At 69.2% G+C, this 14,432-nt stretch carries 14 protein-coding genes; 6 read left to right on the top strand and 8 right to left on the bottom strand.

Annotation, left to right across the window (positions count from 1 at the left end; genetic code table 11):
• The first annotated feature begins 1 nt into the window (after position 1).
• Entirely contained in the window at positions 2-1,489 is a 1,488-nt protein-coding gene (locus tag J8I82_RS18780; protein WP_209760153.1) for an efflux transporter outer membrane subunit, read from the top strand.
• A 138-nt stretch (positions 1,490-1,627) separates the two neighbouring features.
• Here J8I82_RS18780 and J8I82_RS18785 read toward each other — a convergent pair whose 3' ends face one another.
• Positions 1,628-3,223, bottom strand: a complete 1,596-nt coding sequence (locus tag J8I82_RS18785) for a GMC family oxidoreductase (protein ID WP_209760155.1) — start codon at positions 3,221-3,223, stop codon at positions 1,628-1,630.
• 8 nt (positions 3,224-3,231) lie between these two features.
• The gene (locus tag J8I82_RS18790) at positions 3,232-3,846 is read right to left on the bottom strand and encodes a hypothetical protein (protein ID WP_209760157.1); all 615 of its coding nucleotides are present in this window, start codon (positions 3,844-3,846) and stop codon (positions 3,232-3,234) included.
• A 127-nt stretch (positions 3,847-3,973) separates the two neighbouring features.
• On the opposite strand from J8I82_RS18790, the gene J8I82_RS18795 reads away from it, so the two are divergent.
• From J8I82_RS18795 to J8I82_RS18810, 4 genes are all read left to right on the top strand, one after another.
• Positions 3,974-5,029, top strand: coding sequence for an AraC family transcriptional regulator (locus J8I82_RS18795; protein ID WP_209760159.1), 1,056 nt, complete (start codon positions 3,974-3,976; stop codon positions 5,027-5,029).
• Positions 5,030-5,148: 119 nt separating this feature from the next.
• Positions 5,149-6,102, top strand: coding sequence for a LysR family transcriptional regulator (locus J8I82_RS18800; protein ID WP_209760162.1), 954 nt, complete (start codon positions 5,149-5,151; stop codon positions 6,100-6,102).
• A gap of 124 nt (positions 6,103-6,226) precedes the next feature.
• Entirely contained in the window at positions 6,227-7,198 is a 972-nt protein-coding gene (locus tag J8I82_RS18805) for a Bug family tripartite tricarboxylate transporter substrate binding protein (RefSeq protein WP_209760164.1), read from the top strand.
• Positions 7,199-7,467: 269 nt separating this feature from the next.
• Positions 7,468-8,439 carry a M14 family metallopeptidase gene (locus J8I82_RS18810; protein WP_209760166.1) on the top strand — a complete coding sequence of 324 codons (972 nt, stop codon included), beginning with the start codon at positions 7,468-7,470 and terminating at the stop codon, positions 8,437-8,439.
• Between the two features lie 31 nt (positions 8,440-8,470).
• Here the strand turns inward: J8I82_RS18810 and J8I82_RS18815 are convergent, their stop codons facing one another.
• Complete coding sequence (locus J8I82_RS18815; protein ID WP_209760168.1) at positions 8,471-9,019, bottom strand: Sbal_3080 family lipoprotein; 549 nt, start codon at positions 9,017-9,019, stop codon at positions 8,471-8,473.
• 198 nt (positions 9,020-9,217) lie between these two features.
• Between J8I82_RS18815 and J8I82_RS18820 the strand changes: the two genes are divergently transcribed.
• Entirely contained in the window at positions 9,218-10,324 is a 1,107-nt protein-coding gene (locus tag J8I82_RS18820) for an RNA-guided endonuclease InsQ/TnpB family protein (protein WP_280907491.1), read from the top strand.
• A 94-nt stretch (positions 10,325-10,418) separates the two neighbouring features.
• Here J8I82_RS18820 and J8I82_RS18825 read toward each other — a convergent pair whose 3' ends face one another.
• The 5 genes from J8I82_RS18825 to mnmE form a co-directional block, all read right to left on the bottom strand.
• Positions 10,419-10,619 carry a hypothetical protein gene (locus J8I82_RS18825; RefSeq protein WP_029046432.1) on the bottom strand — a complete coding sequence of 67 codons (201 nt, stop codon included), beginning with the start codon at positions 10,617-10,619 and terminating at the stop codon, positions 10,419-10,421.
• Positions 10,620-10,646: 27 nt separating this feature from the next.
• Entirely contained in the window at positions 10,647-11,222 is a 576-nt protein-coding gene (locus tag J8I82_RS18830) for an OB-fold putative lipoprotein (RefSeq protein WP_209760173.1), read from the bottom strand.
• Positions 11,223-11,265: 43 nt separating this feature from the next.
• Positions 11,266-12,510 (bottom strand): glycosyltransferase, encoded by a 1,245-nt coding sequence (locus J8I82_RS18835; RefSeq protein WP_209760175.1) that lies wholly within the window; start codon positions 12,508-12,510, stop codon positions 11,266-11,268.
• Between the two features lie 127 nt (positions 12,511-12,637).
• A complete protein-coding gene (locus J8I82_RS18840; RefSeq protein ID WP_209760177.1) occupies positions 12,638-12,937 on the bottom strand; it encodes a hypothetical protein in 300 nt (99 codons plus the stop codon).
• On the bottom strand, positions 12,937-14,364 hold the full coding sequence (gene mnmE, locus J8I82_RS18845; RefSeq protein WP_209760179.1) for a tRNA uridine-5-carboxymethylaminomethyl(34) synthesis GTPase MnmE: 1,428 nt from the start codon (positions 14,362-14,364) through the stop codon (positions 12,937-12,939). Before mnmE ends, J8I82_RS18840 begins: the two co-directional genes overlap by 1 nt.
• Between the last annotated feature and the right edge of the window lie 68 nt (positions 14,365-14,432).

The raw sequence follows: 14,432 nt of genomic DNA on the forward strand, positions 1-14,432 counted from the left end.
CATGACCAAGACCCTGACCACACTGCTGCTGGTGGCCGGCGTTCTGAGCGGCTGCACCCTGGCGCCCAAGTATGAGCGCCCCGCCCCGCCGGTGGCCGGCAGCTTTCCGGTGGCACCGGAGGGCTACGCCACCGCCGAGGTGACGAGCGGCGAGACCCGCCGCGCGACCGACATCGGCTGGCGCGAGTTCTTCCGCGACCCGCGCCTGCAGGCGCTGATCGCCACCTCGCTGGATAACAACCGCGACCTGCGCCAGGCCGCGCTGCGCATCGAGGAAGCGCGCGCCACCTACCAGGTGCAGCGCGCCGACCTGCTGCCCACGATCAATGTGGAAGGCGGCTACACCCGCGCCCGTACCACGCCGGCCGAAGCGGCCACCGTGCTGGGCCAGCCGGGAGTGACCGAGGTCTACCGCGTCGGCCTGGGCATCTCGTCGTACGAGCTCGATTTCTTCGGGCGCGTGCGCAGCCTGTCCAATGCCGCGCTGGCGCAGTACTTCGCCACCGAAGAAGCGCACCGCTCGGCGTATATCTCGCTGGTGTCGGAAGTCGCCAAGGCCTACCTGGCCGAGCGCTCCTTTGCCGAGCAGTACGAGCTGGCGCGCAATACGCTGCAGGCGCGCGAAAGCACCTACGGCCTGGCCAAGAAGCGTTTTGACGCCGGCGCCACCTCGGCGCTGGACCTGCGTGACAACGAGTCACTGGTGGCGCAGGCACGCGTCTCCGCGGCGCAGCTGGCACGCCAGCGCGCCCAGGCGCAGAACGCGCTCGAAGTGCTGGTGGGCAAGCCCATCGGCACCATCGAGAACTTGCCGGAGCCGATGCGGCTGTCGGACGAGCGCATCATCAGCGATATCCCGGCGGGCCTGCCGTCGGAGCTGCTGGAGCAGCGTCCCGACATCCGCCAGGCCGAGCAGCTGCTGCTGTCGGCCAACGCCAATATCGGCGCGGCGCGGGCGGCGTTCTTCCCGCGCATCTCGCTGACCACCAGCGTGGGCACCATCAGCCCGACCTTCTCCGGGCTGTTCGATGCCGGCACGCGCGCATGGTCGTTCGCGCCGCAGCTGACGCTGCCGATCTTCGACTATGGCCGCAACCTGTCGAACCTGGACTTGGCCAACGTGCGCAAGAACATCCAGATCGCCAACTACGAGAAGACCATCCAGACGGCCTTCGCGGAAGTGGCGGATGCACTGGTGGCGCGCGGCACGCTGGAAGACCAGGTCACGGGGCAGGAACAGGTGCGCGATGCCGAAGCCGCTCGCTACGAGCTGTCGCGCCTGCGCTTCCGCACCGGCGTGGCCAGCTACCTGGACGAGCTCGATGCGCAGCGCCAGCTGTTCACCGCGGAGCAGGCGCTGATCCAGGCGCGGCAGCTGCGGCTGAACAACGCGATCGACCTGTATCGCGCGCTGGGTGGCGGGTTGAAGGCGGACAGCGCGGTGGCGCAGCAGGCGGCGCCGGCGGGGCAGCAACCGGTGACGCAGTAACGCAGCATCGCCTGCCGAGGGTGTGCTCCCTCTCCCGCTTGCGGGAGAGGGAGCAAACAGTCGGCGGTTCAAGCGAAAAAAACCAGTGGCACACCGCCACTGGTTTTTTTTCACCTGCACCGCAGCGGCGCTGATCCATCATGTCGTGATATTTCGTGCCAGCGCCTCTGCATTCTGTGCCGTCAGCGCGAACACTGACAGCTGGGGATTGGCCCCCACGCTGGTGGGAAAGACCGAGCCATCGAACACCGACAGGTTGGCCAGCTGGTGGTGGCGCCCATGGCTGTCCACTACGCCGCGGCGGGCGTCGTCGCTCATGCCGCAGCCGCCCATCAGGTGCGCGGTGAACAGCGCCGTGCGGAACGGCTTGAGCGGCAGCCTGGCGATCGCGTCGCGTGCTTCGGGCCAGCTGCGGTAGTCGGTGGCATCCAGGTGGGCTGGCCGCACCTTGACCGCGCCCGCGGCGAACTGCGCCTGCGCCATGCTCAGCCATGCGCGGCGCACGCCGTCCCAGGCGTAGTCGCTCATCTCATAGTCGAGCAGCGGGCTGCCGTCGGCGGCCAGCCGCACGCGCCCGCCCTCGCTCTGTAGCACGAAGCCATCGCGCAGCAGCGCCAGCATGGCGTTGGTGTTGGGCAACTGCGCGATATCGCGCCGCAGTGCGTCGCCGACGCCGTTGAGCACGCCGGCGCTGATGCCGGGGAACAGCGGCGGCACTTCCAGCTTGTAGCCCATCGGGCCGGTGGCGCCGTTGGCCCACTGGAAGTGGTCGGAGGCGACCGATTGCGGCGCGCCATAATAGGGATCGATTTTCTCCGGCATGACGGCGATACTGATATTCACCGGATGGATGAAAGTGCGCACGCCCAGCCGTCCATGCGGATCCGGCACGCGCGAGCGCAGCAGCAGCCCCGGCGTGTTGATGGCGCCGCCGGCGACGACCACGTGCCGCGCGCGCACGGTCACGCCCACGCCGGTGGGCATGCGGCCATCGGCACCGAGCGCTTCGCCGATGACCGATTGCACGCGCTGCCCGTCGTGTTCGAGCGTGCGTACCCGCACCCGGTGCACCAGCGTCGCGCCGGCCGCCAGCGCCGCCGGGATGGTCGATACCAGCATCGACTGCTTGGCATTGACCGGGCAGCCGAAGCCGCAATAGCCGGAGTTCCAGCAGCCCTTCACGTTGCGCGGGATGACGTGCCACTCCCAGCCCAGCTTTTCGCAGCCGCGGCGCAGCACGTCGTTGTTGGGATTGGGCGCCATGGCCCAGGGTGCGATGCCCAGGCGCGCTTCCACCTGCGCGAACCACGGCGCCATGTCAGCCTCGCCGTGGCCGCTGACGGCGTGGTGCCCGGCCCAGTGCGCCAGCGTCTGCGGCGGTGTACGGAAGCTGGACGACCAGTTCACCGTGGTGCTGCCGCCGACGGCGCGGCCCTGCAGGATGGCGATGGCGCCATCGGCAGTGGTGCGCGCCGCGGCCTCCTGGTACAGCTCGCGGTAGGCACGGTTCTCGTCCATGTCGCGGAAGCTGTCGGAGGTGCGCAGCGCGCCTTCTTCCAGCAGCACCACGCGCAGTCCGGCGCGGCTCAGCGTTTCGGCGCTGATGCCGCCGCCCGCGCCGCTGCCGACGATGACAACGTCCGCGTCGAGCGTGCGGGAGGCGGCGAAGGTGGCCGCATCCAGCACCTTCCAGCCGGCGGCGATGCCGGCGTCGTAGAGATTGTCGATGGCCATGTCGGGGTTCAGGCGTGCAGCGCCTTGTAGACCGGCGCATTGGGGCCGGGATAGCCGCTGCCCGCCCAGGCGGCAGGCAGCACGTAATAGCTCACGCTGGCGAGCTTGACCAGCACCACCGCGCCGGCATTGAGCGTGGCCAGCCGGCTGGCGCGCCAGCGTTCCAGGAAGGCCTGGACCTGCGCCGGCGTGGTGGCGTTCCAGGGCTGGCGGATGCCGGCCAGCGCCCAGCGCAGCGGCGTGCTGGCGAGCAGGCCGAACAGCTTGCGCAGCTCGGCCTGCGCACCGGCGTTCATCGCGGCGCAGCTGGTGTCGATATTGCGCAGCGTCTCCTGCACCAGGGCCTCGCGCCGCGGCGGCGGCGCCTCGGCAAGTTCGGTGACGACGGCCGGCAGCAGCGCGCGGAACATGGCCACGTCGTCGGGCCGAAGCCAGGCCATGCCGGCCTGCGGCGCGGCATCGGCCGCACTGCAGCCGGCCAGCGACGGCACCAGCGCGGCACACGCCAGCGCGGCCGAGAAGCCAAGTCCGACCTTGAGGAAGCCGCGGCGCGACAGCGCGTGCAGCGCCTCGGCGCCGGCATCTGCGCCCCGTTGCGGCGCAGGTTGGGAATGCGGGGGCATGTGGTCTCCTGTGCGTCGGTGATGTTGTCAGGGCGGGATGTCAGGCCGGGATCCGCCCGCATTGACGCTACCTGTAGTTTGGATAAAGATCGGTGCCCCGTCTTGATTTCGCATGACAGGTGATTTGATGCCACGCGCCATCCCGCCCGCCGGCGGTGCCACGGTATCTGGCACCGTGTCGCTGGCTTACCTGCGCGCCGTGCTCGACCACGGCGAACGCCAGGGCATTGCCGCCGCCGACCAGCTGCGCGCCGTCGGCGTGGCGGCCGACATCCTCGGCGCCAGCGGTGCGCCGATCGCCACGCGCATCCCGGGTGCCGCCTACCTCGCGCTGCTCGACTGGCTCGGCGAGGCCACCGGCGATGCGCATGTCGGGCTGCGCGCGGGCGCCGCCTTCGTGCCGCGCCACTATGCCGAGATGGGCTATGTGGTGCTGACCACGCCGACCGTGCGCGACGCCATCCTGCAGGGCATACGCTATGAAGTGCTGGCCAACGATATCGGCCGCACCCGCCTGGTCGAAGCGCCGGGCATGGCATGCATGACCTGGACCGCGCAGCACGGGCCGCTGTCGCGCCACGCGCATGAGCTGCACATGGCGACCTGGACGGTGTTCGCGCGCTGGCTGATCGGCGACCGCTACATCGCCACGCAGGTTGAATTCCCGCACCCGGCGCCAGCCGACACCAGCCTGCACGCCGAGGTGTTCGGCTGCCCGGTCGCCTTCGGCACCGGCCGCCATGCCATGCATATCGCCCCGGCGCTGCTGGCGCTGCCCTCGCTGCAGGCCGATGCCGGCATGCAGGCGCAGATGACCCGCATCGCCGACTCGCAACTGCAGCGTTGCGTCCTCGCCGGCGCCGACGAACTGGCGCAGGCGCGTGCCTATATCAGCGCCCGCCTGCAGGACGGCGAACTGCCGGTCGCCGACGTGGCCGCGCACCTGCGGCTGCCGGTGCGCACGTTGCAGCGCCGCCTGCAGGCGCAGGGCATCAGTTATTCACAGCTTGTGGATAACGTGCGGCGTGCGCTGGCCGAGCAATACCTGGCCGATCCCTCGGTCAGCCTGGCGCAGTGCGCGATGCGGCTGGGGTATTCCGAGCAGAGCGCGTTCACGCACGCGTTCAAACGCTGGACTGGCGAGACGCCCCATGGCTGGCGCCGGCGGGTGGCGCAGGCGTAGCAATCATCCGCGCCACCACGCGCGACGCCGATGGCGCCAGGTGGCATGCAAGACGGCGGGCGGTTTTGCCAGGCTTTTGCCGATAATGAGGGCAGACCAACCCCCACCGCCCGCCTTCCATGCATATCCGCTGGCTCGAAGACTTCGTCTGCCTGGCACAGGCCGGCAGCCTGGCGCGCGCCGCCGAGTTGCGCAACGTGACCCCGCCCGCGTTCGGCCGGCGCATGCAGGCCGTGGAAGTGTGGGCCGGCGCCCCGCTGATCGACCGCAGCGTGTTCCCGGTGCGTCTTACCGCCGAGGGCCGCCTGTTCCTGGAAGCCGCGCAGGGCGCGCTGCGCACGCTGGACGAAACGCGGCTGGCGCTGCGCGCCGCGCACCGGGCCGACGCCAGTACCGTGACCATTGCCACCGGCAAGACGCTGGCGCGCTCGATGGTGCCGGCGTGGCTGTCCGGCCTGCGCGAGACGCTGCGCGGCGACCCGGCCGCGGCAGGCTTCCGCACGCGGCTGTCGACCTTCCCCATGCACGACGCGCTGGCGATGTTCGCCGAGGGCGATGCCGACTTCCTGCTGTGCTACAGCCCGCCCGACCTGCCGGTGATGCTGGACGACGCGCGCTACCAGTTCCACCTGGCCGGCGTGGAGCGGCTGGTCTGCGTCAGCGCCGCCGACGCGCACGGCGCGCCGCTGCACCGGCTGCGCATGGGCAAGGCGACGAAGGAAAAGCCGGTGCCGATGATCGCCTATGCCGAGACCCTGACGCTGGGGCGCATGGTCAACCAGGAGATCGCGCGCCGCAAGCTGGCGCCGCGGCTGGACGTGATCGCGGTCAGCGACTTTGCGGAGTCGGTGCATGAAATGGTGCGCCAGCGCATGGGCCTGGCGTGGCTGCCCGCGCGGCTGATTGCCGACGACCTGCACGCGGGCCGGCTGGTGCGGGCGATCGGCGCCACAGCCGGCGGGGCCGACGAAGGCGGCGACCTCGCCCTCGATATCCGCCTGTACCGCCCGCGCGCGCCGATGCGGCCGCTGGCCGAGGCGTTCTGGCGCGCGGCGGTGACGGCGCCGCGCTAGTCGCGGCCCTTGCGCCACCATTGCCGAATCGGCAACCCCCCTTGCCAAAGCCGCATGCCGGCCGGACCCGCGCTCACTAACATCGGGTCACAACATCGATTCCGGGACCCCCAGAGCCAAGACCATGAAGACCATCCTGCGCGCGGCCGCTGCCGCACTCTGCCTTGCCACTGGCGCCAGCGGCGCCTTTGCCGGCACCTGGCCCGCCAAGCCGATCACGCTGGTGGTGGGCTATACCGCCGGCGGCAGCGTCGACCTCGTCGCCCGCACCATCGCGCCGGAACTGGGCAAGCGCCTCGGCCAGAGCGTGGTCATCGAGAACCTGGGCGGCGCCGGCGGCACCATCGGCGCGTCCAAGGTGGTCAAGGCCGAGGCCGACGGCTACACGCTGCTGATGGGCTCGGGCAGCGAGGTGTCGATCGCGCGTCTGACCAACGCCGCGGTGCGCTACGACGGCGAGAAGGACCTGGCGCCGGTGACCTTCGTCGGCACCCAGCCGATGGTGCTGGTCGGCAAGCCGGGCCTGCCGGCGAAGAACGCCGCCGAACTGATCGCGCTGGCCAAGGCGCAGCCGGGCAAGCTGGCGTATGCGTCGTCGGGCGTGGGCACGCCGCTGAACCTGGCCGGCGAGCTGATCAAGCAGCAGGGCAACGTCAATATCACGCACGTGCCGTACAAGGGCGCTTCGGCCATGGCCACCGACCTGCTCGGCGGCCAGATCGACCTGGCGGTGATGGTGCTGTCGTCGGCGCTGCCGCATATCCAGGCGGGCCGCGTGCAGGCTTATGGCGTGACCGGCGCCAGGCGCGCCGCGGTGGCGCCGAACGTGCCGGCACTGGCCGAGACGCCGGCGCTGAAGGGCGTCGACATGGGTGTGTGGTTTGGCCTGATGGGGCCGGCCAACCTGCCCAGGCCGGTGGTCGACCGGCTCAACACCGAGATGCAGGCCGTGCTGGCGCTGCCGGACGTGAAGAAGAAGCTGGCCGAGGCGGGCGTGGAAGTGACGCCGGGCAATCCTTCGCAGTTCGGCAGCTTTATCAAGCGCGAGACCGGGCGTTACCGGACGATCGTGCAGGCGGCCGGAATTCGTGAGTGAGGGGTAGCGCGGGCGTGGTCGCTTCTGCCAGCGCCGGCCCTCACCCCCGCCCCTCATCCGCAGGCGGGAGAGGGGAGGCCACAGCCAGCATGAAAAGGCCTGGCTGGAGGCTTCGCCCCTCGCCGCCGGTTTGCTCCCCTCTCCCGCGCGCGGGAGAGGGGCCGGGGGTGAGAGCCGGCGCCTGCCAGTACCACTACCCTCCTCAAAATAAATCGCGGCGACCCGCCAGCCACCGAGCCGCCGGGCACCTCCTGAGAACACCGATTCCCATGACCCACCCCACCCACCTCGACGCCTACCCCGTAGACGTCACCTTCCCCGACATCCGCCCCTACGCCACCGGCAACACCGGCATCCCCTACCTGTACACGTTCGACAGCGGCCAGCCCGGCCCGCACGTGATGGTCAACGCCCTCACCCACGGCAACGAAGTCTGCGGCGCCATCGCCGTCAAGGCGCTGCTCGACCACAACCTGCGCCCGCGCCGCGGCCGCCTGACGCTGGCCTTCGCCAACGTCGACGCCTACCACAGCTTCGACCCCGCGCGGCCCGATGCCTCGCGCTTCGTTGACCAGGACTTCAACCGCGTATGGACCGCCGCCACGCTGGATGACACCAGCCGCGATTCCTCCGAGCTGCGCCGCGCGCGCGCCATGCGTCCGGTGATCGACACCGTCGACCTGCTGCTCGACCTGCATTCGATGCATGAGAAAAGCCGCCCGCTGATTGTCTCGGGCCCGCTCGACAAGGGCATCGCCCTGTCGCGCGCGCTGGGTGCGCCGGCCGACGTGATCGTCGACGAAGGCCACCCGGAGGGCCGCCGCATGCGCGACTACGACGGCTTCGGCGATCCCGCCAGCCCGCGCAATGCGCTGCTGATCGAATGCGGCCAGCACTGGGAGCCCGCTGCCGTGACGGTGGCGCAGGACAGCACCGCGCGCTTCCTGCTGCACGCCGGCGTGGTCGACGCCGCCGACCTGCCCGCCGGCTGGCTGCAGCCGCTGCCCGCCGCGCAGCGGGTGGTACGCGTGACCGAGCCGGTGGTCGCCGCCAGCATGGATTTCCGTTTCGCCGGCCCCTATACCGGCCTGGAGACCTTTGCCGAGGCCGGCGCGGTGATCGGGTGGCGCGACGGCGAGCCGGTGGTGACGCCGTATCCCGACTGCGTGCTGGTGATGCCTTCGCTGCGCCAGCTTCGCCCCGGCGTGACCGTGGTGCGGCTGGGCCGGCTGGAGCGCTGAGCCGGGTTTGCCGAGGGCCGTGGGAACCTGATCAGGCTCCCGCCGCCGGTGCCTGCGGCCTGCCGGCCGACGGCGCCGGCAGCATGCCCGGGAACAGCTGCTCGACCAGCTCGTTCAGCTTGGACGCCGGATCCACGAGATTGCTCAGGTTGAGCCCGCCCGCGCTGCGGTTGGCGCTGTAGATCGCCTTGCCGACGCGGTCGCCCTGGCGGAACACGGTGATGTCCACGCTGTCCAGGTACGAGGTCCAGAACCAGGCGCTGCGCGCGGTGTAATACGCCACCATCGGGCACGCCAGCGGTGCCGCGGCCTCGGCCTGCAGCATCTTCACCTCGAAATTGCGCTGCTCCAGCGAGGCACGGAAGGCCTCGACATAGTTGTTGCCGCTTACCGGGCTCACCACCACGCACAGCAGTATGCCGTTGGCGCCGTAGTCGCCGCGCGGGCCGCCGCCGGCCGGTACCTGGAAGGCGGTATTGGGATCGGAACGGTCGAGCGGGTCGACCGGAGTCACGGCCTGATAGGTCGAGCAGCCGCACAGCAGCAGGCCGACGCTGGCGGCCAGCAGGGCTTTGTTCATGAGAATCCTTGATGGCTGTGGCACCGCCGCCCGCGCGCAATGCGGGCAGCGTGCCTTCACCGAGATGCGCGTGCAGCCCCGGCATTCATGCCGGGGAGGTAGAGGCGCGTCGTGCAATGCACGACTTCAACCGCGCTTGACCCGCCCTACCGTCATGGTACTGTGCCTAATACGAATAATCGACGATCTGTTCTCCTCATGGCTCGCTGTAATACTCCGGTGCGGGTTCTCCGCCTACGCCTCAAGGACAAACACGCTTCGGCGCTGTCTGCGATGGCGCGGGAGGTCAACTTCGTCTGGAACTACTGCAATGAGCTTTCCTACAAGATATTCGAACGTGAGCGTCGTTTCGCTTCTGGCATTGAGCTCCAGCGGTACCTGAACGGTGCATCCAAGGAAGGTCTGGGCATCGGATCGGCTGTATTCCAGCAGATTGCAGAAGAGTACGCCACGCGCAGACGGCAGCACCGCAAGGTCAAGCTGCGCTGGCGCAAGAGCGGTGGCGCCCGCCGATCGCTGGGTTGGATACCGTTCAAGGCGCGCTCGATCGTTTGGCGTAATGGGCAGGTACATTTCCAGGGCCTGCATTTGGGTCTCTGGGATAGCTATGGCCTGTCAAGCTACGAGCTTGGCGCGGGCACCATCAGTGAAGACAGCCGCGGGCGCTGGTTTCTGAACGTGACCGTCAGGTCTACGTCGGCACAGCGCAGCGAATCGAAGCGGGAACTGGGTATCGATCTGGGCCTCAAGACCTTCGCTGGCTTCTCGGACCAGAATCTTCAGAACGTGGAAGCTCAGCGCTTCTACCGCGACCTTGAGCCGGCTCTCGCCACAGCCCAGCGCGCTCGCAAAAAGGCCCGTGTGAAGGCAATCCACGCGAAGATTGCCAATCGCAGGAAGGATTTTCTGCATCAACTCAGCACCAAACTCGCTCGCGAATATGGTGCGATCTTTGTCGGCAATGTGAATGCGCAGGCCCTCGCGCGATCCCAGCACGCAAAATCAGTGCTGGACGCCGGGTGGTCAGCGTTCCGAACCATGCTGCAGTACAAGTGCGCTGACGCAGGCGTATGGTTCGATGAGGTCGATGAAGCGTTTTCCTCCCAAACCTGTTCGTGCTGTGGTTCTCGCACGGGGCCGAAAGGTATCGCAGGTCTTGGAATAAGAGAATGGACATGCAGTGAATGTGGCACGATCCACGATCGTGACCGCAACGCTGCGCGGAACATTCTCGCGGTCGGACGTGACCGTCTCGCTGGAGGAATTTCCGTCCTTTCCGCGCCAGGCGCGGCAGCCGCAGGCTGAGGGCGGGGAGGACGTCAAACTGTAGGCGCTGCCGGCGCCCGTCAATTCCCGGAACAGAGACGCAAAACCGGCGTTGCTGCGCAGGCGTGGCGCGTCAGCCGCCCGCCCCGCCCTGTGCCAGCCGGCCCACCAGGATCAGGCAGAACGCAGCCAGGCACAGGCCTACCACCGCGACCTGCAGCCGCGTCACGGGCCTGCCGCCCAGCAGGGTTTCGCTGAGCCAGCGCGGCGAAGCCAGGCCGGCGGCGGTCGCCGCCAGGATGATGAGCGCAAGCACGGACAGCACGGATTGCATCGCAGGTTCTCCGGTTCGGGCGTGCGCTCAGTTGGCGCCGCCGCGCAGCAGGCAGTCGCGCAGCAGCGGCACGCCATCGGCCAGCCCGGCGCCGTTGCATTCCACCGCCACCTTCTGGCCGCGCCGCACCATGGTTGCGCGGGCTTCCACTTCGCAGACGCGGCCCGCCGGGCCGCAGATCTGCCGCTGCAGCAGCAAGGCGCGCACATTGGCGGCGGGATCGTTGGTGCGGATATCGACAAACACTTGCTCGCCCTCGCGGCGCACGCCGCTGGCGACGCCTTCGACGATCACGTAGCGGTCCAGGTAGCGCGCATCCGCGGCCTTGGGATCGTTGCGGTAGTCGTCCAGGATGGCGCTCGCCTGGTATTGCGGCAGGCGGTCGGCGGGGCGCTGCGGGTCGATGCTGACCGGGTCCAGCGTGCCGTCGCGCGGCACGCCGCGCACGTCGCTGGCCGCGGCAAGGGGCGCGCTGGCCTGCGCCGGTGCCGCGGAATCCGCGGGTGCGGCGTCTTCATGCCGGTCATTGCCGGCAAGCCACAACATGCCAAGAACAGCCACGGCGACGATGGCAATGAGGATCTGCTGGGTACGGTTCAACATCGGGCGGTCCTGCCTGGGGGCATGCGAAAAGGCGAAAGCGCGATTATGCGCCACCGGGAGCGCAGAAGCGCCCGATTGTGGCCACCGCGTGTTCCACCCCGCGCTCCGCCGCCACGGCGCGCCCCAGCGCGGCGGCCTTGTCGCGCGTCTCCGAGCGTTCGGTAAACGCGATCATCGACGCCAGCCGCACCGCATCGATCTTGTGCCCCGGCACGTACGCAGGCGCCACGCCCAGCGCCGCCAGCCGTCCCGCCCAGAAGAACTGGTCGCCCGCGAACGGCAGCACGATCGACGGCACGCCCGCCGCCGCCACCGCATGCGTGGTGCCGGCCCCGCCATGGTGAATCGCCGCCGCCACGCGCGGCAGCAGCCAGTCATGCGGCGTGGCACCGATCACATGGAAATTGGCTGGCAGCGCGGATACATCGATGCCGGACCAGCCCGGATAGAACAGCGCCCGGCGGCCGTCCACGGCCTGCACCATGGCCGTCGCCACCTTCTGCCGGTCAAAGCCCGCCATGCTGCCAAAGCCGACATACAGCGGCGGCGCGCCGGCCGCCAGGAACTCGCGCAGCGCTGCGTCGGGCTGCCAGTCCGGCTGCGCCGGCATGTTCCACGCGCCGGTCACGAGCCAGTCCGCATGCCAGTCGCGCGGGCGCGGCACCAGGTGCGGCGAGATCGCGTACAGCGACGGGAAATCGCGCCACATCACCCGCCGCGGCGCCACGCCGAACAGCTTCGCGCGCGCCGCGTTGGTGGCATTGCGGAACATGCGCCACAGCACGAAGTTGATTACCGCATGGCTGGCCCGGTTGGCCCAGCCCGGCATGCGCAACGGCGGCAGCAAGGCCGAAGGGAAATCCCGCGTCGGCGAGATCGGGAACATGCCTGCGCCGACGACAGGCTTGCCTAGCTGCTCGCCGACGGACAACGCCACATACGCCGTCAGCCCCGAAAACACAATGCCATCCGCGTCGCGCGCCGCCTCCGCCAGCTGAGCCATCCACGCCTCGGTGTTGTCCTCCGCAATGCGCCCGAACGCGCGCGTGGCCTCGGCCACGTTGCCACCCTCGGTCATCAGCTTGTGCAAGGCACCGCCGGGCTGCAGGGTTTGCTGGATATCGCCGGCCATCGGCGCGAACGGCAGGCCATGCCCGGCGGCCAGCGGCGCCGCGGAGCGTTCGCCGAGCATCAGCACGTCATGCCCGGCGTCGCGCAGGCCCAGGCCGAGGGCTACGATGGGGCGGCAGTCGCCCTGGGTGCCGAAGGTGATGAGGGTGAGGCGCATGGGACAAGGGACGAGGCGCGGGGCGCACGCCCGGCAGCTGTGCAAGTGCGGTGCAGTTTACCTGCGGTCGTACTTGCCTGGTCCGAATGCCTTGCCACTACGGCCCGACAAATGCGTAGTGGAGCAGCTAAAAAAGCACCGTTGCAGCGACCATTGCCATAAGCGTCATGGTGCGGCGCCTGAACGGTACTGAAACCTGCTGAAGTCCAATTGCTGTCCATGCAATCGAAGGGCCGATGACGAACAGGGCCATCGCCAGATAGACCCACCATGGCGCGGCGCAATGCTCGGCATCCCAGCAGCCGTGCCAGCGGGGCACGAACGGCCACGATAAGCGCTCGGCCAGCCAGTAGGAGAACAGAGCGGCCTGCCAGGAAACGAGCAGTCCGGCAATGAGATAAGCGACAGCCCAGCTAGTGCGCTTCACTATTTCCCGATACAAAACCGCGTAAAAATCGTCCCCAGCAGATCATCACTGGTGAACTCGCCGGTAATGCTGTTCAGGTGCTCCTGCGCCAGCCGCAGCTCTTCCGCAAACAGGTCAAGCGCCTGTGCCTGGCGCTCGCTCTGCTCGGCGGCCACATCCAGGTGCGACTGCGCCTGCCGCAGTGCCGTCAGGTGCCGCTCACGCGCAAGGAAGGTGCCTTCATTGCCGGATTGCCAGCCCACCAGCCGCAACAACTCGCGCCGCAGCAATTCGATGCCGGCGCCGGTGCGCGCGGAGATCCAGATCTCGGTCGGGTTGGGCCCGTTCGCGGCGACCACGTGCGGGCGGTTGCCGCCGAACATCGTGTCGCCCACGGCCGGCGCCTTGTCGATCTTGTTGACCACGCGCACGATCGGCGAGCCCGGCGGCAGATGGCCGCTGAGCTGGTCGTCGATGGCGTCGTCGATCTCGGACAGGCCGTGGCGCAGGTAGTCGGTGGCGTCGACCAGGTGCAGCACGACGTCGGCGCGGCGGATCGCGTCCCAGGTGCGCTCGATGCCGATGCGCTCGACTTCGTCGGTAGCGTTCTCGCGCAGGCCGGCGGTGTCGATGATATGCAGCGGGATGCCGTCGATCTGGATGGTTTCGCGCACGCGGTCGCGCGTGGTGCCGGCGATCGGCGTGACGATGGCGAGCTCCGCGCCGGCCAGTGCGTTGAGCAGCGAAGACTTGCCCACGTTGGGCTGGCCCGCCAGCACCACCGACAGGCCTTCTCGCAGCAGCGCGCCCTGCCGCGCCTGCGCCAGCACGCCGCCCAGTTCGTTGCGGATCGTTGCAAGCTGGCCGCGCGCGTCGGACTGCTCCAGGAAATCGATCTCTTCCTCGGGGAAATCCAGCGTGGCCTCGACCAGCATGCGCAGGTGGATGACCTTGTCCACCAGCTTGCGGATCGCATTGGAGAACTCGCCTTCCATCGAGCGCGCCGCCGAGCGTGCCGCCGCTTCGGTGCTGGCTTCGATCAGGTCGGCCACCGCCTCGGCCTGCGCCAGGTCGAGCTTGTCGTTGAGGAATGCGCGCCGCGTGAACTCGCCCGGCTCGGCAAGGCGCAGGCCGATGCCGTCGCCGGCCTGCAGGCAGCGTGTCAGCAGCATCTGCATCACCACCGGGCCGCCGTGGCCCTGCAGCTCCAGCACCTCTTCGCCGGTGTACGAATTGGGGGCGGGAAAGTACAGCGCGAGGCCGTGGTCGATGACCTTGCCGTGGCCGTCGAGGAACGGCAGGTAGGTGGCATGGCGCGGCTTCAGTGCCTGGCCGCAGACGGCGCGCATGACGGGGCCGACATCGGGGCCCGACACGCGCACCACGCCGATGCCGCCGCGTCCGGGCGCGGTGGCGATGGCGGCAATGGGAACCTGGGGAGCAGTCATGGCGGTATTGTCGCAGATCGATTGCGGTTGGCGTGGCGCAGGTTGCACTTGCGGGCGCCGCACGGCGC

Source organism: Cupriavidus consociatus, from assembly GCF_017814975.1.
Taxonomy (GTDB): domain Bacteria; phylum Pseudomonadota; class Gammaproteobacteria; order Burkholderiales; family Burkholderiaceae; genus Cupriavidus; species Cupriavidus consociatus.